At 70.7% G+C, this 21,244-nt stretch carries 17 protein-coding genes; 9 read left to right on the plus strand and 8 right to left on the minus strand.

Annotation, left to right across the window (positions count from 1 at the left end; translation table 11 throughout):
* Window position 1: 1 nt before the first annotated feature.
* Genes P8934_RS06860 through ppc form a run of 4 tightly spaced genes read left to right on the plus strand, consistent with a single transcriptional unit; the run spans window position 2 to window position 7,245 of the window.
* Window positions 2-1,441: a TRAM domain-containing protein gene (locus tag P8934_RS06860; RefSeq protein WP_278033501.1), complete on the plus strand. Its 1,440-nt coding sequence runs from the start codon at window positions 2-4 to the stop codon at window positions 1,439-1,441.
* The gene (gene relA, locus P8934_RS06865; RefSeq protein WP_278033502.1) at window positions 1,434-3,719 is read left to right on the plus strand and encodes a GTP diphosphokinase; all 2,286 of its coding nucleotides are present in this window, start codon (window positions 1,434-1,436) and stop codon (window positions 3,717-3,719) included. Before P8934_RS06860 ends, relA begins: the two co-directional genes overlap by 8 nt.
* Window positions 3,716-4,600, plus strand: coding sequence for a nucleoside triphosphate pyrophosphohydrolase (gene mazG / locus P8934_RS06870; RefSeq protein ID WP_278033503.1), 885 nt, complete (start codon window positions 3,716-3,718; stop codon window positions 4,598-4,600). The genes relA and mazG overlap by 4 nt, the downstream gene beginning before the upstream one ends.
* Window positions 4,597-7,245 (plus strand): phosphoenolpyruvate carboxylase, encoded by a 2,649-nt coding sequence (gene ppc, locus P8934_RS06875; protein ID WP_278033504.1) that lies wholly within the window; start codon window positions 4,597-4,599, stop codon window positions 7,243-7,245. The genes mazG and ppc overlap by 4 nt, the downstream gene beginning before the upstream one ends.
* Before the next feature lie 101 nt (window positions 7,246-7,346).
* Here the strand turns inward: ppc and P8934_RS06880 are convergent, their stop codons facing one another.
* The 3 genes from P8934_RS06880 to P8934_RS06890 all read right to left on the minus strand — a co-directional run bounded on the left by P8934_RS06880 (window position 7,347) and on the right by P8934_RS06890 (window position 10,854).
* Window positions 7,347-7,919: a hypothetical protein gene (locus P8934_RS06880; RefSeq protein WP_278033505.1), complete on the minus strand. Its 573-nt coding sequence runs from the start codon at window positions 7,917-7,919 to the stop codon at window positions 7,347-7,349.
* Window positions 7,920-7,982: 63 nt separating this feature from the next.
* The gene (locus P8934_RS06885; protein WP_278033506.1) at window positions 7,983-8,918 is read right to left on the minus strand and encodes a 2-dehydropantoate 2-reductase; all 936 of its coding nucleotides are present in this window, start codon (window positions 8,916-8,918) and stop codon (window positions 7,983-7,985) included.
* Window positions 8,919-8,934: 16 nt separating this feature from the next.
* Window positions 8,935-10,854 (minus strand): DNA topoisomerase III, encoded by a 1,920-nt coding sequence (locus tag P8934_RS06890; RefSeq protein ID WP_278033507.1) that lies wholly within the window; start codon window positions 10,852-10,854, stop codon window positions 8,935-8,937.
* Between the two features lie 119 nt (window positions 10,855-10,973).
* Here P8934_RS06890 and P8934_RS06895 point away from each other — a divergent pair, with 119 nt between their 5' ends.
* The gene (locus P8934_RS06895; RefSeq protein WP_278033508.1) at window positions 10,974-12,218 is read left to right on the plus strand and encodes an AarF/ABC1/UbiB kinase family protein; all 1,245 of its coding nucleotides are present in this window, start codon (window positions 10,974-10,976) and stop codon (window positions 12,216-12,218) included.
* Window positions 12,219-12,303: 85 nt separating this feature from the next.
* Complete coding sequence (locus P8934_RS06900; protein ID WP_278033509.1) at window positions 12,304-14,130, plus strand: SEC-C domain-containing protein; 1,827 nt, start codon at window positions 12,304-12,306, stop codon at window positions 14,128-14,130.
* Between the two features lie 7 nt (window positions 14,131-14,137).
* On the opposite strand, the gene P8934_RS06905 is transcribed toward P8934_RS06900, so the two are convergent.
* Window positions 14,138-15,499 carry an MFS transporter gene (locus P8934_RS06905; protein WP_278033510.1) on the minus strand — a complete coding sequence of 454 codons (1,362 nt, stop codon included), beginning with the start codon at window positions 15,497-15,499 and terminating at the stop codon, window positions 14,138-14,140.
* 251 nt (window positions 15,500-15,750) lie between these two features.
* On the opposite strand from P8934_RS06905, the gene rfaH reads away from it, so the two are divergent.
* The 3 genes from rfaH (at window position 15,751) to ccoM (ending at window position 17,087) form a co-directional block, all read left to right on the plus strand.
* On the plus strand, window positions 15,751-16,293 hold the full coding sequence (rfaH, locus tag P8934_RS06910; RefSeq protein ID WP_133636269.1) for a transcription/translation regulatory transformer protein RfaH: 543 nt from the start codon (window positions 15,751-15,753) through the stop codon (window positions 16,291-16,293).
* A 42-nt stretch (window positions 16,294-16,335) separates the two neighbouring features.
* The gene (locus tag P8934_RS06915; protein WP_278033511.1) at window positions 16,336-16,842 is read left to right on the plus strand and encodes a peptidylprolyl isomerase; all 507 of its coding nucleotides are present in this window, start codon (window positions 16,336-16,338) and stop codon (window positions 16,840-16,842) included.
* Between the two features lie 128 nt (window positions 16,843-16,970).
* On the plus strand, window positions 16,971-17,087 hold the full coding sequence (gene ccoM, locus P8934_RS06920; RefSeq protein ID WP_278033512.1) for a cytochrome c oxidase subunit CcoM: 117 nt from the start codon (window positions 16,971-16,973) through the stop codon (window positions 17,085-17,087).
* 166 nt (window positions 17,088-17,253) lie between these two features.
* Here ccoM and P8934_RS06925 read toward each other — a convergent pair whose 3' ends face one another.
* From P8934_RS06925 to P8934_RS06940, 4 genes are all read right to left on the minus strand, one after another.
* Window positions 17,254-17,769, minus strand: a complete 516-nt coding sequence (locus P8934_RS06925; protein WP_278034011.1) for a lytic transglycosylase domain-containing protein — start codon at window positions 17,767-17,769, stop codon at window positions 17,254-17,256.
* A 157-nt stretch (window positions 17,770-17,926) separates the two neighbouring features.
* Window positions 17,927-19,648: a proline--tRNA ligase gene (locus P8934_RS06930; RefSeq protein WP_278033513.1), complete on the minus strand. Its 1,722-nt coding sequence runs from the start codon at window positions 19,646-19,648 to the stop codon at window positions 17,927-17,929.
* Between the two features lie 150 nt (window positions 19,649-19,798).
* Complete coding sequence (locus P8934_RS06935; RefSeq protein ID WP_278033514.1) at window positions 19,799-20,554, minus strand: DUF3307 domain-containing protein; 756 nt, start codon at window positions 20,552-20,554, stop codon at window positions 19,799-19,801.
* Window positions 20,551-21,186: a hypothetical protein gene (locus P8934_RS06940; RefSeq protein WP_278033515.1), complete on the minus strand. Its 636-nt coding sequence runs from the start codon at window positions 21,184-21,186 to the stop codon at window positions 20,551-20,553. The genes P8934_RS06935 and P8934_RS06940 overlap by 4 nt, the downstream gene beginning before the upstream one ends.
* Window positions 21,187-21,244: the final 58 nt, after the last annotated feature.

Below are 21,244 nucleotides of genomic sequence, written 5' to 3' on the forward strand. Positions count from 1 at the left end.
CATGGCCATGCTGGGCAAGCGTCGCCCCGGGCGTGCCTCGTCGGGGGGCTCGGGGCTTGAGGGTCGCCAGGCAGAGCCGCGCGAGGCCACCGGGGCGCAGGACGCCCTGGAGATCCGTGGATTGGCCCATGACGGGCGCGGGGTGGCGCGCACCGCGCGAGGCAAGACGGTGTTCGTCGAGGGCGCCCTCCCGGGCGAGCGGGTGAGGGTCGCCGTCCATCGCACCCGCAAGCGCTTCGACGAGGCTCATGTGCGGGAACTGCTGGTGGCCTCGGCGGAGCGCGTCGCCCCCCCCTGTCCCCACTTCGGGCGCTGCGGCGGCTGCGACCTGCAGCACCTCGCCCTGCCGGCGCAGCGCCGCCACAAGCAGGCGGTATTGGAGGAGTTGCTGGGGCGCCAGGGCATCGCCCTGGCCGCGTCGCCCGAGCTGCTTGCCGGCGCGGGGGAGGGCTACCGCCGCCGCGCCCGCCTGGGCGTCAAGGTGGATGCCGACGGCGGCGTCCATCTGGGCTTTCGCGCCCGCCATAGCCACCGCCTGGTCGACATTGACGCCTGCACCGTGCTGGTGCCGGCCCTGGATGCCCTGCTGGTGCCGCTGCACCAGTTGCTGGCGGAGCTCGAGGCGCCGCGCCAGGTAGGGCACCTGGAGCTGCTCGAGAGCGACCAGGGCGCCGTGGTGGTCGTGCGCCAGCTGCGTGACCATTCCGGGGACGCCCGCCGCTGGCAGGCCTTCGCCAGGACCCACGGCATTCACCTGGCCCGCTGGCTGGGTCGCGAGGCGGCCGAGCTCGACTGGCTGACCCCCGTGCCGGCGCTCAGCTGCCCGGTGCCGGGGCCTGACGGGGCGCTCACCCTGGGCATCGCTCCCGGGGACTTCCTGCAGGCCAATGCCGAGGTCAATGGCCGGATGGTGAGCTCGGCCCTCTCCTGGCTCTCCCCCTTGGCCGCCGGCGAGCGGGTGCTGGACCTGTTCGCCGGCGTGGGCAACTTCAGCCTGCCGCTGGCCGCCGCCGGTGCCCGGGTGACGGCGGTGGAGGGCAACCCGGCGATGGTCGCGCGGCTCGGTGACAATGCCCGCGCCAATTCACCGGGACGCAGCCTGGTCCTCGAGGCGCGCCAGGCGGACCTCTCCGAAACGACGGCCGTGCGCGAGCTGCTCCAGGAGGTCGGCCCCGAGGTGGTGGTGCTGGACCCGCCCCGGGAAGGGGCCGAGGCGGCGAGTCGGGCACTGATGGAACATCCGGTGCCGCGCCTGCTCTACATCTCCTGTGACCCGGCCACTCTGGCCCGGGATGCGGCACACCTTGTGCATGGTGGCTATCGCATCCGGCATGCGGCCGTGGCCGACATGTTCGTGCATACCTCACACCTGGAATGCATGCTGCTGTTCGAGTATCCCGGCTCGGGGCGGCAGGCCCAAGGAGCGACAAGCGATGGTTAAAGTGCGTGAAGAGCAGCCGCTGACCCGGGACGGCAGGGTCGCTATCGACCAGTGGCTCACGCGCCTGCAGGATGACGTCAAGCTGCGTGACGTCGACGAGATGCGCCGTACCTGCGAGCTGGCCCAGCAGCTGGAGCTGGCCTCCGACCGCCCCCACAAGGCCTGGCTGAAGGATGGCTCGAGCTTTCGCATGGGGCTGGAGATGGCCGATATCCTGGGCGAGCTCAAGCTCGACCAGCCGGCGCTGGAAGCCGCGGTGCTCTATCGGGCCGTCCGCGAGAAGCTGATCGGCCTCGAGGAGGTCGACAAGCGCTTCGGCCACGAGGTCGCCGGCCTCATCGACGGCGTGCTGCAGATGGCCGCCATCAGCACCTTCCAGGCACCCAGCCAGGGCCTGAGCCAGCATGACCAGCAGGACAACCTGCGCAAGATGCTGGTCAACCTGATCGACGACGTCCGCGTCGCCCTGATCAAGATCGCCGAGCGCACCTGCGCCCTGCGCCAGGTGCGCGATGCCCCGCGCGAGAAGCGCCTGCAGGTGGCCCGGGAGGTGTTCGACATCTACGCGCCCCTGGCCCATCGCCTGGGCATCGGCCAGCTCAAGTGGGAGCTGGAGGACCTCTCCTTCCGCTACCTGCACGAGGCGGAGTACAAGGCGATCGCCCGCCAGCTCGCGGAGAAGCGCCTGGACCGTGACCGCTACATCAGCGAGGTGGTGGAGACCCTCAAGTCGCTGATGACGGCCCAGGGGATCAGCCGCTACCAGGTCGACGGGCGCGCCAAGCACATCTACTCGATCTGGCGGAAGATGAAGCGCAAGCGCATCGACTTCTCCCAGGTCCACGACATCCGGGCGGTTCGCATCCTGGTCCCCGAGGTGACCGACTGCTACACGGTGCTGGGCATCGTCCACTCGCGCTGGCACCACGTCCCCAACGAGTTCGACGACTACATCGCCAACCCCAAGAAGAACGGCTACCAGTCGCTGCACACCGCGGTGCTCGGGCCCGAGAACAAGGTCCTCGAGATCCAGATCCGCACCTTCGCCATGCACGAGGAGGCCGAGCTCGGGGTCTGCGCCCACTGGCGCTACAAGGGACACGACACCAGCGCACGCAGCGCCAGCTACGAGGAGAAGATCGCCTGGCTGCGCCAGGTGCTGGAGTGGCACGAGGAGGTGGGCGACTTCGGCGACCTGCGCGAGGGGCTGACCAGCGACGTGGCCCCGGACCGCATCTACGTCTTCACGCCGGACGGCCACGTCATCGACCTGCCCCGGGTCGCCACGCCGATCGACTTCGCCTACCGGGTGCACACCGAGGTGGGCCATCGCTGCCGGGGGGCCAAGGTCAACGGCCGCATCGTGCCGCTCACCTACCGGCTCAAGACCGGCCAGCAGGTGGAGATCCTTACCGCCAGCAAGGGCGGGCCGAGCCGCGACTGGCTCAACCCCAACCTGGGCTATGTGCGCACCTCCCGGGCGCGGGCCAAGATCCAGGCCTGGTTCAAGCTGCAGGCCCGCGACCGCAACCTCGAGGAGGGCCGGGCGCTGTTCGAGCGCGAGATGAAGCGCCTCGACGTCGAGAACATGGACCTGACCCGCCTGGCCAACAAGGTCAACTACCCCACCCCGGATGACATGTATGCCGCCCTGGGTGCCGGGGACCTGCGCATCGGCCAGGTGCTCCACCAGGCCCAGCAGCTGTTCGGCGAGAGCGATGACCAGGAACAGCTTGACCGCCTGCTGGCCAAGCCCCGCAAGGCCCCGGGCAAGGGCAGCGGCAGCGACATCACCGTGCTCGGGGTGGGCAACCTCAAGACCAGCATGGCCAACTGCTGCCACCCGGTGCCCGGCGACGCCATCGTCGGCTTCATCACCCAGGGGCGCGGCGTTACCGTGCACCGCCAGGACTGCCCCAACATCCTGCAGCTGCGCCTGGACGAGCCCCAGCGCATCATCGAGGTGGAGTGGGGCGAGCGTGCCCGTACCCAGTACCCGGTGGACATCGAGATCCAGGCCTGGGACCGCTCGGGCCTGCTGCGCGACGTCACCGGCGTGCTCAGCAACGACCGCGTCAACGTCCTCTCGGTGAACACCCTCACCGATACCGAGGACGGCATCGCGCGCATGTCCATCACCGTCGAGGTTGACGGCCTGGAGACCCTGGGGCGCCTCTTCTCGCGCATCCAGCAGCTGCCCAATGTCATCGAGGTACGACGGCTGCGCAGCGGGGGCGGCCAGGGCAAGTCGGGCAAGCGCAGAAGGAGGATGACATGAGCAAGCCCCGCCATGACCTGGACGACCTGCTCGCGCTGATGGCCGTGCTGCGCGACCCCGAGCAGGGCTGCCCGTGGGACGTGAAGCAGGACTGGGACTCCATCGTGCCCCATACCCTGGAGGAGGCCTACGAGGTCGCCGACGCCATCGAGCGACGCGCCTGGGAGGAGCTGCCCGGCGAGCTCGGCGACCTGCTCTTCCAGGTGGTCTACTACAGCCAGTTCGGGGCCGAGGAGGGGCGCTTCGACTTTGATGAGGTGGTGCATGTCCTCACCGCCAAGATGCTGCGCCGCCATCCCCATGTCTTCCCCGACGGCACCCTGGCCTCGCGCCGCGCGCCGGGCGTTTCCGCCGAGGAGGTCGAGACGGCCCAGGTCCACTCCCGCTGGGAATCGCTGAAGGCCGAGGAGCGCGCCGAGCGGGCAGGTGACACGCGCGACATCGCCGCGGCGTCGGTGCTGGACGACGTTCCCCGTACCCTGCCGGCCCTCTCCCGGGCCGCCAAGCTCTCCAAGCGCGCCGCCCGGGTGGGCTTCGACTGGCCCGATGCCCGCGGCGTGCTGGCCAAGATCCGCGAGGAGCTCGACGAGGTGGAGCAGGCCCTGGCCGAGGGGGACCGTGCGCATGCCGCCGAGGAGGTGGGCGACCTGCTGTTCGCGGTGACCAACCTGGCGCGCACGCTCAAGGCCGATCCCGAGCAGTGCCTGCGCGCCACCAATGCCAAGTTCGAGCGGCGCTTCCGCCACGTCGAAGCGGCCCTGGCCAGCGCCCGGGTACCGCTGGAGGAGGCCGGCCTGGCGGCCATGGAGCGGCACTGGCAGGCCGCCAAGCAGCTCGACCCCCCCGTTCAGGAACCGCCGCAAGGAGAGTCCCGGCCATGAGCCACGACCTGCACGAATCGCTGCGCGACAATGTTCGAATCCTGGGTGACAGCCTGGGCCGTACCATCGCCGATGACCTGGGCCCGGGCTTCGTCGACCGCATCGAGACCATCCGCAGCTTCGCCAAGCGCGGCCGCCAGGGCGAGGAGGGTAGCCAGCGCGCGCTGATCGAGTACCTGCGCAAGCTGCCCGACCGCGACCTGCTGCCGGTGACCCGGGCCTTCAACCAGTTCCTCAACCTGGCCAACATCGCCGAGCAGCACTATCGGGCGCGCTTCCGCCGGGTCGAGGACTACAAGCCCGGCTCCCAGCCGGTGCTCTCCGAGCTGCTCGAGCGGGCCCGGGGCGAGGGCCATTCGCCGCGCAAGCTGGTGGAGACCCTCTCCGGCATGCGCGTCGAGCTGGTGCTCACCGCGCACCCCACCGAGGTCATCCGCCGCACCCTGATACAGAAGTATGACGCCATCGACGACTGCCTCACGGCCATCGAGTCCTCCGGGGACTACCCGGAGCGCGGGGCGCGTGCCCAGGGCCGCCTGGAGGAGCTGATCAGCCAGGCCTGGCACACCGACGAGATCCGCCACGAGCGACCGACCCCGGTGGACGAGGCCAAGTGGGGCTTCGCGGTGATCGAGAACTCCCTGTGGCAGGCGGTGCCCGATTTCCATCGCGATCTGGACAACCTGCTGCTGGAGACCGCCGGCGAGCGACTGCCGCTGGATTCCGCGCCGATCCGCTTCGCCTCCTGGATGGGCGGCGATCGCGACGGCAACCCCAACGTCACCGCGAAGGTGACCCGGGAGGTACTGCTGCTGGGCCGCTGGATGGCGGCGGACCTCTACCTGCGCGACCTGGAGCAGCTCAAGGCCGAGCTCTCCATGTGGAAGGCCAACAGCGCGCTCAAGGCCGAGGTGGGGGATGTCGCCGAACCCTACCGCGAACTGATCAAGCGCCTGCTGGCGAGGGTCGAGGCGACCCGCGACTGGGCCAAGGCCGAGCTCGACGGGCGCAGCTACGAGGGCGGCCCCATCATCGAGACCCGCGACCAGCTCTATGCCCCCCTGCTGGCCTGCTATCGCTCGCTGTGTGACGTGGGCCTCGACACCATCGCCAACGGCGTGCTGCTCGACACCCTGCGCCGCGTGGCGGTGTTCGGGGTGACCCTGACCAAGCTTGACCTGCGCCAGGAGGCCAGTCGCCACGCCCAGGTGATGGAGGAGCTCACCCATGGCCTGGGGCTCGGCCACTACCGGGACTGGAACGAGGGGCAGCGCCAGGAATTCCTGCTCGCCGAGCTCGCCTCGCGGCGGCCGCTGATCCCGCGGCGCTGGGAGTGCTCCGCCGAGTCCCGCGAGGTCATCGATACCTTCCGGGTGATCGCCTCCGAGCACCGTGAGGCGCTGGGGACCTATATCATCTCCATGGCCGGCGAGCCTTCCGACGTGCTCGCGGTGGCGCTGCTGATGAAGGAGGTGGGCGGCACGGTCAGCCTGCCTATCGCGCCGCTGTTCGAGACCCTCGACGACCTCGACCACGCCGGCGAGGTCATCGACCACCTGCTGGCGCTGCCGGGGTATCGTGCCCTGGCCGGCGACAGCCAGGAGGTGATGATCGGCTATTCGGATTCCGCCAAGGACGCCGGCCAGCTGGCCGCCGCCTGGGCCCAGTACCGGGCCCAGGAGACGCTGGTGGAGGTCTGCGATCGCCACGGGGTTGATCTCACGCTCTTCCATGGCCGAGGTGGCACCGTGGGCCGGGGCGGCGGGCCCGCCCACGCGGCCATCCTCTCCCAGCCGCCGGGCTCGGTGAACGGCAGCCTGCGGGTGACCGAGCAGGGCGAGATGATCCGCTTCAAGTTCGGCCAGCCGGAGATCGCCCTGCGTTCCATGGAGATCTACGCCTGTGCGGTCCTCGAGGCGAGCCTGCTGCCGCCGCCGGCACCCAGGCCGGAATGGCGCGAGGAGATGGACCGCCTGGCCGAGGTGGCGCACGGCGCCTATGTGGGGGTGGTGCGCGAGGATCCCGATTTCGTCCCCTACTTCCGCGCGGTGACCCCGGAGGGCGCACTCGGACGGCTGCCGCTGGGCTCGCGCCCCACCAAGCGCCGCCAGGACGGTGGCGTGGAGACCCTGAGGGCGATCCCCTGGATCTTCGCCTGGACCCAGATCCGCCTCATGCTGCCGGCCTGGCTCGGCAGCGGCGAGGCCTTCAGCCAGCGGCTGGAGCAGGAGGGCGGTCTCGAGGTGCTGCGCGAGATGCGTGACCAGTGGCCCTTCTTCGGGACCTATCTGGACATGCTGGAGATGCTGCTGGCCAAGGCCGACGTGGGCATCGCCGCCTACTACGAGCACCGGCTGGTCGACGAGCCGGCCCTCAAGGCCCTCGGGGATCGGCTGCGCTCCCGCTTCGGCCGCCTTCACGAGGCGCTGCTGGAGGTGCTCGACCAGCAGGAACTGCTGGAGAAGACGCCGCTGATCCGCCAGGCCATCGAGGTGCGCAACCCCTACATCGATCCGCTGCACGGCCTGCAGGCGGAGCTGTTGCAGCGTAATCGCGATGCCGACGGGGCGATCAGCGCCGACCTCTCCCGCGCGCTGATGGTGACCATGGCAGGGATCGCCGCCGGGTTGCGCAATACAGGTTAGGCCGTCGGCCAGCGTCAAGCCACGAGGAGCAAGCGTCAAGGAAACCCTTGGCTTGCTCCTTTTCGTCAGGGAGGCGTCTCGGTCTGACTTGCCGCTTGCCGCTAGAAGGGAAAGTGCAGCGAGGCGGTCATCAGGTTGAGGTGGTTCATGGCCGGTGCATCGATCTCCTCGAACTCCAGCCGGCTCACCAGGTGGCGCAGCTGCAGGCGGGCCCCGAAGCCCTGCACCCTGGCCGTGCCGCCGCCCTCGCGCAGCTGGTCGCCGCCGCCGACAGGGTCGCCCTGCCACTCCGCCAGGCCCGACTTGGCGTAGAGCCCGAGTGGCCCCAGGCGGATGCCGGCCACCAGGCTGCCGCCGAGGCTGGTGGTGTCGAGAAGCTGCTGGCCATCGGCGAGGGACACCGGCACGTTATCGCTCTCGCGATAGCTGAATTCGGCGCCGAGGTCGAGGCGGGGCAGGTGGTGTGGCGTGAAGCCGGCGATAAGGCGGAAGCCCGAGGTATAGCCGTCGGGCGTCTCGACGTCGCTGCCCTGGACGATCATGCCGTTGTCGAGATGCACCAGATCCCGTGCCATGCCGCCGTAGGCGGGCATGGCCGAGTCAGCCTGCGCGGGCAGCGCCACCAGCGCCAGGACGCTGGCCAGTGCGATGGCGAGGCGTGAATCCGGATGCATGTTCCCCGACCTTGAGTCGGCAGCACGCGGGGGCTGCCGGCCCGGAATCATTGTCATCCAAGCCTAGCAAGCCGCCGGAGGTTCCGCCAATCCCGCCGCCCGGCGGCGCAGGGCCTGGAGATGCCCATCCAGGCAGGGGGCCGACAGCCGGTGTCGTGAGGCGGCGTCCAGCAGCGGGGCAAGGATCGCCTCGTGCTCGGTGAGGCGGCCGGCCCGCACGTCCTGCAGCATGGAGGCCCTGTTGCTCGCCGTGGCCTCGACGACCTGCCAGACCAGCTGCTGCCACCCCTCCAGGCCGTCTCCGCCGGGCGCGTTGACGCCCTCCGCCTCGAGGATCGCCGCGACCTCGGCGATCAGCCTCTCGACCATGGGCCGGAAGGGACGGTCGCGCAGCTGGCCGTTGCGGATCAGGAAGCGGGCGACCAGAGGGTTGATGGCGGCATTGACGGCGAGCTTGCGCCATAGCCGCACGCGGATGTCGGCGACCGCCTCGGCCGGCAGCCCGGCGTCGGCCAGGGTCCGCGCCAGCGGCCCGGCCAGCTCCGCATGGCGCCCGTCCAGGGCGCCGAGGTAGGTGTGGCCATGGCCGGCATGGGTCACCCGATCGTCGCCCTGCACATGGGCGCCCTCGGTGGTGGTGGCGCAGAGCACCGGGCCGTGATGGCGTTCGGAGAGCCGAGGCTGACAGGCGAAGCCGTTCTGCCACAGCACCAGCGGCACGCCGGCGGGCAGCCGGGCGGCCAGGGCGGCATGGGCCGCCTCGGCGCCGTGGGCCTTGGTAGTGAGGTGCACCACGGCCGGAGTCTCCGGGGGCAGGGCATCGATCCGTGACATGGCAAGCGCCTGGACCAGGGGCTCGCCCTCCGGGGTGATCAGGGTCTGGCGGCCGGGAAGCCGGCGTCGGCCGACCAGCCTCACCGGGACCCGGCCGGCCAGCCGCAGGGCGATCAGCCGCCCCAGGGCGCCGGGGCCGACGATCCAGTGCGTCTCTCGGGTCATGGGGCACCTCCCGGGGTCATGAGCGACGAGGGCGCCGAGCCGTGGCTGCCTTGCGGCGCGACCCGCCGCGCCGGGTGCCGCGGGGCGAGCGCGCTGCCGGGGCCTGCTCGCCCCGGGCACTGTGCAGCGCCTCGCGCATCCGGGCCGCATCGGCGGCAGCGAGCAGCCCATGCAGGTCCTCGACCAGGGCCGCGAGGAAGGGCGCCGGGGCCTCGCCCTGCTCGGCGATGGCACCCAGGCGCTGCTCCCAGAGCGCGGTACGCTCGGGTCGGCCCACCGCCTCGGGCAGCGAGGCGATCAGCGCACTGCCGAGCCGCGTGGCACGCAGCGCCTTGGCCTGGCGGACCAGGTAGCCGCGCTCCACCAGCGTCTCGATGATCCCGGCGCGGGTCGCCTCGGTGCCCAGGCCGTCATGCTCGCGCAGGGTGCGCCGCACGGCCGGGTCCTCGACATAGCGGGCAATGTTCATCATCGCCTTGATCAGGCTGGCGTCGGTGAAGGGCTCCGGCGGTCGGGTCTCGCGGTCCTCGACGCCGGCCTCCTGGACCCGGCACGCCTCGCCCTCGGTGAGCGGCGGCAGCGGTGGCGCCTCGTCACGGGTGGTGAACAGCGGCTTCCAGCCGGGGTCGAGGATCTCCTGGCCCCGGGCGCGGAAGCCTTCGCCGACGATGGTGAATTCCGCCTTCACCTCGCGGGTGGAAAGCGCGGGATAGAACTGCGCCAGGACATTGCGCGTGACCAGCCGGAAGACATCGGCCTCGGCCTTCTCGAGTCGCGCGAGGTCGGCGGGCTTGCCGGTGGGGGCCAGGGCGTGGTGGGCGCCGACCTTGCGGTCGTCCCAGGCCCGGGAGCGCCGCGAGAAATCCGCCCCGGCAAGCCACTGGCGCAGGGTCTCGTCCTGGCCGCAGGCGCCCTCCAGGGTGGCCCGCGCCGCGGCGAAATGCTCCTCGGGGAGGTAGCGGCAGTCCGAGCGCGGGTAGGTGATCAGCTGGTGGCGCTCGTAGAGGCGCTGGCAGATGTCCAGGGTCGCCTTGGCGGAGAGGCCATGGCGCCGTGCCGCGTCCACCTGCAGCGCCGAGAGCGAGTAGGGCAGGGGGGCGGCCTGGCGCCTGTCGCGGCGCTCGAGTGCCGTGAGCCGACCCTCGGCACCGGGCAGCCGCTCGGCCAGGGCGGCGGCCGGCTCCCGGTCCAGCAGGCGTCCCTGGTCGTCGAGACGGTGGGCCTCCCCGGGTACCCACCAGGCGCGAAGGCGGCCCTGCGCCACCGCGAGGTCGGCCCACAGCACGAAGAAGGGCTTGGGGACGAAGTCGCGGATGTCGGCGTCGCGGCGCACCACCAGCCCGAGCACCGGGGTCTGGACACGGCCCACCGAGAGCACGCCGTCATGGCCGGCCTGGCGGCCGGTAAGCGTCCAGGCGCGGGTCAGGTTGATGCCGTAGAGCCAGTCGGCCCGGGCGCGGCACTGGGCCGCCCGATAGAGCGGCTCGAAACGGCCGTTGTCCTCGAGCCGGGCGAGCGCGCGCTGTACCGCCGGGCGGTTGAGGTCGCTGACCAGCAGCCGCGATACCGACCCCTTCCAGCCCAGGTGTTCGATCACCTCCTGCACCAGCAACTGCCCCTCGCGGTCGGGGTCGCCGGCATGCACCACCTCGCGGGCGGACTTCAGCAGCCGACGGATCACCGCCAGCTGGCCGCGGGCCTTGGGGCGAGGCATCAGCTTCCATCGACTCGGCAGGATCGGCAGCTGGTCGAGGCGCCACTGCTTCAGGGCGGGGTCATAGGCATCGGGCGGCGCCTGTTCCAGCAGGTGGCCCAGGCACCAGGTGACCGTGGTCTCACCCACCGCCAGGGCGCCCTCCTGCTTGCGGGGCGAGCCGGGCAGGGCCTCGGCGATGGCCCGGGCCAGGCTCGGTTTCTCGGCGATGATCAGTCGCATGATGACTCGTCGCGGTGAATGACATGGACATTCTTCCAGTATTCTCCGCGCCTCGCCAGGTGTAAGCTGCACCAGGATGTGTACAATGCTTGTACAATAGTGATCACGGGAGAGAGCGCATGCGCGAACGTGGCCGTACCCGCCGCCTGCTGGGCCTCGGGGCCCGCACCGGCGGGGCGCTGATCCGCACCCGGATGGGCGGGCAGGCCGACTGGCGGGCCCTGGGCGAGGCCCTCTTCGAGGGGCTCTCCGAGCTGAAGGGGCCGGCGATGAAGCTGGCCCAGATCATGTCACAGTGGGACGACCTGCTGCCGCCGGATCTCGCCGAGGAACTCGCCCGCCTTCAGCGCCAGGCGCAGCCGATGCCCTGGGCGGGTATCCGCCGTACCCTGGTCGCGCAGTACGGCGACCTGGCGGCGGTGTTCGAAAGTATCGAGGAGACCCCCTTTGCCAGCGCCTCCATGGGCCAGGTGCACCGCGCCACGACCCGGGACGGCGAGACCCTGGTGCTCAAGGTGCAGTATCCCGGCCTCGCCGAGGTGCTGGAGAGCGACCTGGCGCAGGTGCGGCGCCTGATGCGCCTGGGGCGCTGGTTCAAGGTGCCCCAGGCACGCCTGGATGCGCTCTTCGAGGAGCTGGCGGTGAGCCTGCGCGGCGAGCTGGACTACCACGCCGAGGCCGAGGCGCTGGCCCGCTACCGCGCGCGCTACGCCTATCTCGACAGCCTGGTGATCCCCGAGCCGCTGGTGGAGCTCTCCGGTGAGCGGGTGCTCGCCATGCGCTACGAGCCTGGTACGCCGCTACGTGAGCTGGAGGCCGGCAATGACGCCCTGCGTCAACGCGTGGCCCAGACCCTGGCGGACTGGATCACCGAGGAGCTTTTCACCCATGGCGAACTGCATGCCGACCCCCACGCCGGCAACTTTGCCGTCAACGACCAGGGGCAGCTGGTCGTCTACGACCTGGGCGCGGTGATCCCGGTACCCGAGGCACGCCTGGCCGCGATGATGCAGCTGCTGGAGGCCACCCTGGCGAAGGACCCCATGGCCATGGACGAGGCGCTGCTCAAGATGGGCGGCCGCCAGGGGCAGGGTGCGCCCCTGGCCCTCTACCGCGAGGCGGCCGAGGCGGTGGAGCCGCTCTTCCGCCCCGGCGAGCAGGACTTCGGCGACGTGCGGGTGCACCGTCGCCTGCGCGAGCTCTCGCCGAAGGTCTGGGCGGCCATGGACCGCCTCCAGCCCCCGGCGGACACGCTGCTGCTGTCGCGCACCCTCAACGGCCACTACTGGAACCTGGTGCGCCTCGGCGCGCGACTCGACATGGCCGGGCGCACCCGGCCGCTGTTTGCCAGGGGGCACGCCTGACCCTCCCGGACAGGCGCCCGACCCACCTGCCCAGCCTGGCGCCGGACTGGTAGACTATGCCGTTTTCCAAAGGTTGGAGTGCGCGATGCTGGCAGTATGGGTAGAACAGCTGCTGGGCTTTGCCTCGGGTGCCCTGGCGGCCATTCGCCAGGACGAGCGCTACCCCACGCTGATGGCCTGGGCCCGTGACGAGGGACCGGCCCTGGTCGGCGGTAACCTGGCGCTGGCCCAGGCGCTGGCCCCGGAGCTGTGGTCGCAGACCCCGCTGGCGCGACTTGACTTCGCCGCCGAGCCGCTGGCCCGGCCCGGGCGCAACGAGCCCTGCTGGTGCGATTCCGGGCGCAAGACCAAGCACTGCTGCGGGGCGGTCAGCCTGCCCGGCCACGTGCCGCCGCACCTGATGTGGATGCTCTCGCTGCGCGACTGGAAGGGCGAGACCCTCAAGGCCGCCCTGGCCAGCGGCCGGGCCCCGGCCCAGGCGCTGCTGGAGGCCGGCCTGATCGCCGCCGAGTCCGGCCAGCGCGGGCGGGCCCAGCAGATACTCGAGTCGCTGTTCGAGCGCGCCGACTGGCTGACCCTCCCCGAGCAGGCCGAGCCCGCCTTCGAGATCCTCATCGACCTCTACCAGGAGCGCGGTTTCCACCGCAAGCGCGAGGCGCTGCTCGATGCGGTGCTCGACCGCGGGCCGCTGTTCCTGCGCGGCGTGGCCCTGGAGCGGCTCTGCCTGATGCACCTGGACAACGACGACCTGGACAGCGCCCGGGCGGCCTTCGTGCGCGCCCAGCAGGCCCTGCCCGACTCGCCGACCCTGGCCTACATCGAGGCCATGCTGCTGCTCCACGAGGGCCATGAGCAGGAGGCCGCCGAGCGCTCGCGCTTCTGGTTTCGGCGCCTGGCCCGCCAGGGTGACCTGGACCCCGACCAGCTGCAGTTCCTGGCCGACCTGGCCGAGAACCCCGGGGCGACCCTCGCCGACCAGCTGCTCAGTGCCGAGGAGGACCTGGCCGAGCCGCTGGTGGCTCTGCAGGCGCTGCTGGAGTCGCTGCCCGTGGCCCCGCGCCTGGAGATCCACCGCGCTGACGACGGCGGCCTCGAGTACCACACCACCGCCCGCGAGGACACCCTGTTCGCCGCCTGGCAGAAGGTCTTCCGGGCGCGGGTCGAGAGCGACGCCCCGATGGGCTTCGACGAGGACCCCTGGCCGCATGCCGGGGAGTGGCTGCCGGCGCTCTGCGCCCATCCCGAGTGGCTGGACGCGCCCGCCGTGGTGCAATCCCTAGCGCTGGCGCTGGCCAGTCGCTTCGGTAGCCTGCCGTGGATGGCGCCGAGCCTGTTCGAGCCCCTGGCGAGCCGCCTGGAGCGCTGGCTCGAGCAGGTGCGCGCCGAGGGCGAGGGGGCCTTCCTGTGGGACAGCGCCGACAACGCCGTGCTGCTGCGTACCGGCCTGGCGCTGGTGGTGGGCATGGAGCGCGGCGCCCGGGCGCGCTCCCGTGAGCTCGCCGAACGGCTGCTTACCCTGGACGACCAGGACAGCCTGGGCCTGCGCGAGCTGGTCCTCGACCAGCTGCTCCGGGAGGGCCGCGACCGCGCGGCCCTGGCCCTGAGCGAGCGCGAGCTCGAAGGCGACGACGACGAGACACCGCCACTGGGACTGCTGATGGGGCGGGTGCTGGCGCTCTACCGCCTGGAGCGCCGCGACGAGGCCGCCGAGGCACTGGGCGAGGTGGCTCGCCACAACCCCCACGCCATGGCCATGCTGTGCGCCGAGAACCCGCGTCCGGTCGGCGGCGGCGAGGGCGTCGCCGACCCCGGCTCCCGTGCCGAGGCGTGGCAGTATCGCACCCTGATGCGCGACCAGTGGCGGACCACGCCGGGGGCGCTTGACTGGCTGCAGGCGCGGCTGGACGGCTGAGCGGCGATCAGGCGACCTCGGGCGCCGGCACCAGCTCGCGGTCGCGGCTGATCCAGATCGCCAGCAGCACGGCCGGCAGCCCCAGCAGCGTCGAGATCAGGAAGAAGGTGGCATAGCCCTCGCCGCTGACCACCAGGCCGCCGAAGCCGCTGAGGAACTTGCCCGGCAGGGTCATCAGCGACGAGAAGAGGGCGTACTGGGTGGCCGTGTAGGCACGCGAGGTGAGGCTCGAGAGGAAGGCGATGAAGACGGCGCTGGCCAGGCCATTGGCCAGGTTGTCGCCGATGATCGCCATCACCAGCATCGGCAGGCTCTGGCCGGCCAGCGCCAGGGCCGCGAACAGCAGGTTGGTCAGCGCCGCGGCCACCGCCCCCAGCACCAGGATCGGCCCGATGCCGTAGCGGGCCACCAGCAGCCCCCCCAGGATCCCGCCGCCGATGCTCATGGCGATGCCGAAGACGTTGGTGACATTGGCGATGGTGGCCAGCGTGAAGCCGAGGTCGATGTAGAGCGGGTTGGCCATGGAGGCCATGGCCAGATCGCTGATCCGGAACACCGCCACGAACAGCAGCAGCCACAGCGCCTTGCGGCGGTGGCGGGTGAAAAAGTCGGTGAAGGGACAGACGATCGCCCCGGTCACCCAGGCGCCCAGCCGCCGCAGCGGCTTCGCCCGTCCGCGGGAGGCGCGCAGGAAGGCGCGCACCCGCGGTTCGTGGATCAGCTGGGTGGTCAGCGAGAGTCGCTCGGGTTCCGGACGCAGCAGCACCGTGATCACGCCGATGCCCACCAGCGCCGCCATGGTCAGGTAGGCCGCCTCCCAGGAGGCCAGCGAGGCCACGTAGAGGGCGCCCGCCCCGGCCGCCAGCAACCCGCCGCGATAGCCGATGATGTAGGTCGAGGCCATGGCGGCCTGGACATCGTCCGGGGCGGACTCGATGCGGAAGGCGTCGATGGCGATGTCCTGGGTCGCGCTGCCGAAGGCCACCAGCAGGGCGAAGGCGGCCACCAGGGGCAGGTGGCCCACCGGGTCGACCCCGGCCAGGCCCACCAGGCCGGCGGCGATCATGGCTTGGGCCAGCAGCATCCAGCCGCGGCGCTGGCCGAGGGTACGGGTCAGCAGCGGCAGGGCCAGCCGGTCCACCACCGGGGCCCAGAAGAACTTGATCGAATAGAGCATGCCGATCCAGGCGAAGAAGCCGATGGCCGCCACCTCGACCCCGCTGCTGCGCAGCCAGGCCGAGAGGGTCGAGAAGACCAGCAGGAAGGGCAGGCCGGCGGAGAAGCCCAGGAACAGCATGGTGATGACCGGTGCACGCAGGTAGATGGCCAGGGCTTCGCGCCAGCTGCGTCGGGCGGTGGGGGACGGCATGTCGGGCAGCACTCCTTGCATGGGACTCGACGGGGCCACGCAGGCCTCCAGCATCGATGGTAAAATCCTGGATCGGCAGCCGGGCAGCGTCCGATCCCTGTCATCCGAGCCGTGCCAGCCGGGCTGGCATGCGGTGGGATTGTTGCAGAGCCCCGGCAGTGATACTAGGCGCCTGTCGGACTTGTCACTGATCTGCTACGAGATCCGTCACATCCGACAGGCTCCTTGCAGGAACCCTTATCAGGAGCGACATGAGCGATTCCGAGATTCGCCAGGCCGAGGCCGATGATGCTGTGCCCCGCTGGTACGTGATCCAGTGCAAGGGCGGAGAGTCCTTCCGCGCGGCCGAGCACCTGGCCAACCAGGGCTACGAGATCTTCCACCCCGTGCTCCAGGTCCAGAAGAAGCGCCGCGGCAAGCTCGAGTGGGTCAGCGAGCCGCTGTTCCCCTACTACCTGTTCATCCGGCTCGATCGCCTGGCCAGCAACTGGCGGCCCATCCGCTCGACCCGCGGCGTGCTGAAGATCGTCACCTTCGGCCTGGACATGCCGGTGCCGGTCAGCGACGAGCTGGTCGAGACGCTGCTCACCCACGGCAGCGGGGAAGAGGACGCGACCTCGAACGTCTACTTCCGCGCCGGAGAGGCGGTGGAGATCACCGAGGGTCCCTTCAAGGACCTCCAGGCCGTGTTCGCCAGCCACAAGGGCGAGGAACGCGCCATCGTGCTGCTCAACATGCTGCACAAGCAGCAGCGCCTGGAGATGCCCGTCGGCCAGCTGCGTCGCCGCGACTAGGCAGTCGCATCCTTCATACCGCCACTCGCCTCAGGAGACCCCATGACCATCGCCCCGCAACGGGTCGTGACCCTGCACTATGTGCTCAGCGATCGGGACGGCAGTGTCCTCGATGACTCCCGTGCCCGCCGGCAGCCCCTCGAATACCTGCATGGTCACGGCAACATCATGGCCGGCCTGGAGAACGCCCTGGCAGGCCAGGACGCCGGCGCCCAGCTCTCCGTCACCCTGATGCCGGTCGAGGCCTACGGCCTGCGCGACGAGGCACTGGTGCGCGAGGTCGGCCGCCATGCCTTCCCGGTGGAAGAGGTCGCGCCGGGCATGCGCTTCCAGACCCCGGGTGACGACGGCCCCGAGATCGTCACCGTACTCGAGGTCCGCGATGACGCCGTGGTCATCGACACCAACCACCCGCTGGCCGGGCAGGTCCTGCGCTACCGCCTCGAGGTGCTGGAGGTCCGCGACGCCACCCGTGCCGAGCTCGCCAAGGGCCATCCGCTGCCCCCAGGCACCGATCCCGGCGAGGTCGAGGACAAGAAGGTGCCGTGAAAACTGACCTGGATCAACGGATTTCCCGCGACCCGGCGAGGTCGCGGAGAAACTTGATGCAGGTCAGCTTTCCTCCCCACCCGAGAGGCTACAGTTCACCCATCACATCGGGACGGGAGGACACCACCATGTATCTGGATGACGCCGTAATCTTCGGGCTCGTAACCGTCGCGATGATGGTCGCTTTCATGGGGGGCTGGGTCGCGTTCATCGTCCGCGACCACCATCGCAAGAAGAAGCACTGATCCAGCCGCTTCAAGAGTCGTCAGGGGAGGGGGGAGCTTTCCCCCCAGTAGCCGACCCGCTTGGGTCGGCTTTTTTTCGTCGGCAGGAAGTCCCACCCGTCCAGCAACATGGCCATCCGTCCCAGGCAGGGCCAGGAGGCCACCGAGCGGCAGAGTCGTGCGGGGGTCAGCGCTCGGCGGTGGAGCGAACCGGGGCGGGACTCGCCGGCGACCAGTGGCGGGCCAGGGCCCGCATCACCCGCTCCGGGTACCAGGTCTTGCCCAGGCTGCCGTTGTAGCGGGCCAGCGCCCGGGTCAGGTCGCCGTCCTCCACGGCCAGGTAGTGGGCGAGGATCGTGCAGCCATAGCGCAAGTTGCGCCGCGGGTCCTTGAGGTCGTCGGCGGGCAGGCCCAGCTCGCGGATCCAGAACGGCATGATCTGCATCAGGCCCACGGCGCCTGCCGAGGAGACGGCCTCGGCCTGGAAGGCGCTCTCCACCTGGATCACCGCCAGCACCAGCTCCGGTGCCAGGCCGGCCAGCCTCGCCTCATGGTGGATGCGCCCCAGCAGTTCGCGACGCCGCGCCGGGTCTGGCAGGTAGCGGGCAAGACGCGGTTCCATGTCATTGAGCCACTGGCGGGCGGCCCAGATCTCGGCGGGCGCCACGGGTGCGCCGCGAATGCTGTCGAGGGTGCCGCGCAGGCTGGCGGGAGTCTCCGGCAGGGCCCGTACGAAGGGTGCGGGCGTCTCGGGTGCGAGCGAGGCGGGCAGGGCGGCGATGAAGTCCCCGTCGCCCCGGGCCAGTGCGGCGGTGGTGAAGAGGCAGCAGGCCGCCGCCAGGGCGGCGGCCCGGCCACCCTCAGCGAGCGACCTTCTCGCCCAGGAAGTCGAGGATCTGCTCGGCCGGTACCATGGTAGCGTCACTGTCACGGCGTCCCTTGTACTCCAGTTCCCCCTTGTCCAGGCCGCGGTCGCCGACCACCAGGCGATGGGGAATGCCCATCAGCTCGTGGTCGGCGAACCGCACGCCGGGGCGCAGGTCGCGGTCATCCAGCAGCACCTCGAAGCCGGCGGCGGTGAGGGCCTGGTACAGCCGCTCGGACTCCTCGCGCACCCGCTGCGACTTGTGGGCGTTCATCGGCACCATCGCGATCTGGAAGGGGGCGATGACATCCGGCCAGATGATGCCGGCATCGTCATGGTTCTGCTCGATGGCGGCGGCCACCACGCGCGTCACCCCGATACCATAGCAGCCCATCCAGGGATGCACGGCACGACCTTCGTCGCCGAGCACGGTGGCATTCATCGCCTCGCTGTACTTGCGTCCCAGCTGGAAGACGTGGCCCACCTCGATGCCGCGCTTGATGGAAAGCGTGCCCTTGCCGTCCGGCGAGGGGTCGCCCTCGACCACGTTGCGGATGTCGTAGGCCGGGGGCAGCGCCACGTCGCGTTCCCAGTTGATCCCGAAGTAGTGCTTGCCATCGACGTTGGCGCCGGCGCCGAAGTCGCTCATCAGGGCGACCGAGCGGTCGATGATGATCGGCATGTCCAGGTTCACCGGGCCGAGCGAGCCGGGGCCGGCGCCCACTGCGGCGCGGATCTCCTCCTCGCTGGCCATGGTCAGCGGGGTGGCCACCTCGGGGAGGTTCTCGGCCTTGACCTCGTTGAGCTCGTGGTCGCCGCGCACCAGCAGGGCGATCAGGCCGCCCTCGGCGGCGTGGACCATCAGCGTCTTCAGGGTCTTCTCGATGGGCAGGCCATGCTGCTCCACGAGGGCGGCGATGGTGCGGGCATTCGGGGTATCGACCAGCCGCAGCTCCTCGCTGGGGGCCGGGCGCCGGATGTCGCTGCCCAGCGGGGCGGGCAGCGCATCGGCCTTCTCCATGTTGGCGGCGTAGTCGGACTCGGTGGAGAAGACGATGTCATCCTCGCCGGAGTCGGCCAGCACGTGGAACTCGTGGGAGCCGGTGCCGCCGATGGCGCCGTTGTCGGCGATCACCGGGCGGAAGTCCAGGCCCAGGCGGGTGAAGATGCGCACATAGGCGTCATACATCACCTGGTAGGTCTCCATCAGCGAGGCCTCGTCCACATGGAAGGAGTAGGCGTCCTTCATGATGAACTCGCGGGAGCGCATCACCCCGAAGCGCGGCCGGATCTCGTCGCGGAACTTGGTCTGGATCTGGTAGAAGTTGGCCGGCAGCTGCTTGTAGCTGGCGATCTCCTTGCGCACCAGGTCGGTGATCACCTCCTCGTGGGTGGGGCCGACGCAGTAGTCGCGCTCGTGACGGTCCTTGAGGCGCAGCAGCTCCGGGCCATACTGCTCCCAGCGGCCCGACTCCTGCCACAGCTCGGCGGGCTGCACCGCCGGCATCAGCACCTCCTGGGCGCCGGCGCGATCCATCTCCTCGCGCACGATGCGCTCCACCTTGCGCAGGGTCTTGAGGCCCAGCGGCAGCCAGGTGTAGAGACCGGAGGTGAGGCGGCGGATCATCCCCGAACGCAGCATCAGCTGATGGCTGACGACCTCGGCGTCGGCGGGGGTTTCCTTCAGGGTGGCGATCAACAGTTGGCTAGCGCGCATGGGTCCGGCGGTTCCTCGAGCGTGTTCGTGCGGGTGACGGAAGCGGGGCCGCGCAGGTCGGCGGCAATGACCGAGCATTGTACGGCCCGCCGTCCGGGGCGGCAAAAGCTTGTGTCTTCCCGGTGCGGCGGGCCGGGGCCGTCGGCTCGTTCAGCCCTCGAGCAGCAGCAGGCGCACCAGCATGCCCAGCACCAGGGTGGTGGAGACGCTGAGCAGGGTGCCGAGCAGCACGTACTCGGTGAGCTTGCGGTCGCGGGAGTCGCGCAGGTCGCCGAAGCGCAGCACCGACTTCGCGGCGAGCAGGAAGCCGACCGCGGTGAGCTGGTCCAGCAGCACCAGGGTCAGCACCAGCAGCCGTTCCAGCACGCCGATGCGCGCCCCGGCGCTGGCCAGGGTGCCGGTCTCCTCGAGCTGCTCGCTCCAGCGCTGCATGACCAGGGCGATGGCAATCGACAGCGGGCGCGTCACCAGCAGGTAGGCGGCCGCCAACCCCAGCACCGTCGGTGAGGTGAGCCAGGCGGCGAGCTCGCGCAGCGGGGCCAGGCTGGCGAGCCAGGCCAGCCAGAGCCCCAGCAGCACCAGCAGGTGAGCGGCCTGGTCGAGCAGGAACCAGCGCAGTTCGCCGGCCGGCAGCCGGGCCTTGACCAGGTCGATCAGCCAGTGGCTGGCGGCTACCGCCAGGGCGCCGAGCAGCACCGCGGCCAGGCCCCGGGGCATGGCCGCACTCGCCACCAGCAGCACGCCCCCGGCGAGCAGGCCGTGCAGGCCGGCATGCTGGAGCAGGCGCGGGGAGCGGTGGCGCAGCCGATAGCGCTCCTCCACCCAGGGCCGTGGCTGCAGCAGGAAGTCGCCGACCAGGTGGGCCAGTACCAGCCCCATGAGCAGCGACAGGGCATCGGCGCTCATGGCGTGCCCTCCTCGTCGGCGAGGCGCTGTCGCAGGTAGTCGAGGGTGTCGGAGAGCAGGGCCCAGCGGGCGGCGCGCAGGCGCTTGTGCACGCTGGGCTGGCGGATGCCGAGACGCTCGGCCAGGGCCTGCTGGGAGGCGTCGTGATGCAGGCTCAGGCCGATGACCTCGGCGGAGTAGGGCGACCAGCCGTCCAGCAGGTCGTCGATGAAGCGGACCAGCAGGGCGAGGCCGGGGTCCTCGGGTGCCTCGAGCCGGGTCAGCGACAGGTGGGCGCTGGTATCGGCCAGGGCATCCAGGGCGCGCCCCGAGGCGACGAAGGTGGCGCCGTCGGCCGCCGCGACGCCGTGTTCCTCCGGCCCGACCGCCACGGCGATACGGGCATCCCAGCGCTGGTCGGGCTCGGAGTGCTCGATCAGCGCCGCCCGCAGGGCCACGGCCGCCTCCATGGCCGGCGCCGCCCGGGGCAGGGCGAGCTGGAAGCCGTCGCCCCGGAAGCGTTCGCCGTGACCGCCATGCCGGGCGGCCAGCTCGGCCAGGCTCTCCTCCAGCAGCCGGTAGAGGCGAGGTCGGTCCTCGACCTTGCGCGAGTCGATCACGTCGCCGGTCAGCACCGCGATGCACTGTGACATGAGGTTTCTCCCTCCTCCGGGGGCGTGCCTCGAGTATAGCCCTTCAGGGCTATTTGTC

Origin of the sequence: Halomonas sp. CKK8, from assembly GCF_029625235.1 — a bacterium.
Lineage (GTDB): Bacteria > Pseudomonadota > Gammaproteobacteria > Pseudomonadales > Halomonadaceae > Halomonas > Halomonas ventosae.

Bases quoted from the DNA above. Each gene is read 5' to 3' on its own strand.
- P8934_RS06860 (WP_278033501.1), top strand. From the start codon at position 2: ATGGCCATGCTGGGCAAGCGTCGCCCCGGGCGTGCCTCGTCGGGGGGC.
- relA (WP_278033502.1), top strand. From the start codon at position 1,434: ATGGTTAAAGTGCGTGAAGAGCAGCCGCTGACCCGGGACGGCAGGGTC.
- mazG (WP_278033503.1), top strand. From the start codon at position 3,716: ATGAGCAAGCCCCGCCATGACCTGGACGACCTGCTCGCGCTGATGGCC.
- ppc (WP_278033504.1), top strand. From the start codon at position 4,597: ATGAGCCACGACCTGCACGAATCGCTGCGCGACAATGTTCGAATCCTG.
- P8934_RS06880 (WP_278033505.1), bottom strand. From the start codon at position 7,919: ATGCATCCGGATTCACGCCTCGCCATCGCACTGGCCAGCGTCCTGGCG.
- P8934_RS06885 (WP_278033506.1), bottom strand. From the start codon at position 8,918: ATGACCCGAGAGACGCACTGGATCGTCGGCCCCGGCGCCCTGGGGCGG.
- P8934_RS06890 (WP_278033507.1), bottom strand. From the start codon at position 10,854: ATGCGACTGATCATCGCCGAGAAACCGAGCCTGGCCCGGGCCATCGCC.
- P8934_RS06895 (WP_278033508.1), top strand. From the start codon at position 10,974: ATGCGCGAACGTGGCCGTACCCGCCGCCTGCTGGGCCTCGGGGCCCGC.
- P8934_RS06900 (WP_278033509.1), top strand. From the start codon at position 12,304: ATGCTGGCAGTATGGGTAGAACAGCTGCTGGGCTTTGCCTCGGGTGCC.
- P8934_RS06905 (WP_278033510.1), bottom strand. From the start codon at position 15,499: ATGCCGTCCCCCACCGCCCGACGCAGCTGGCGCGAAGCCCTGGCCATC.
- rfaH (WP_133636269.1), top strand. From the start codon at position 15,751: ATGAGCGATTCCGAGATTCGCCAGGCCGAGGCCGATGATGCTGTGCCC.
- P8934_RS06915 (WP_278033511.1), top strand. From the start codon at position 16,336: ATGACCATCGCCCCGCAACGGGTCGTGACCCTGCACTATGTGCTCAGC.
- ccoM (WP_278033512.1), top strand. From the start codon at position 16,971: ATGTATCTGGATGACGCCGTAATCTTCGGGCTCGTAACCGTCGCGATG.
- P8934_RS06930 (WP_278033513.1), bottom strand. From the start codon at position 19,648: ATGCGCGCTAGCCAACTGTTGATCGCCACCCTGAAGGAAACCCCCGCC.
- P8934_RS06935 (WP_278033514.1), bottom strand. From the start codon at position 20,554: ATGAGCGCCGATGCCCTGTCGCTGCTCATGGGGCTGGTACTGGCCCAC.
- P8934_RS06940 (WP_278033515.1), bottom strand. From the start codon at position 21,186: ATGTCACAGTGCATCGCGGTGCTGACCGGCGACGTGATCGACTCGCGC.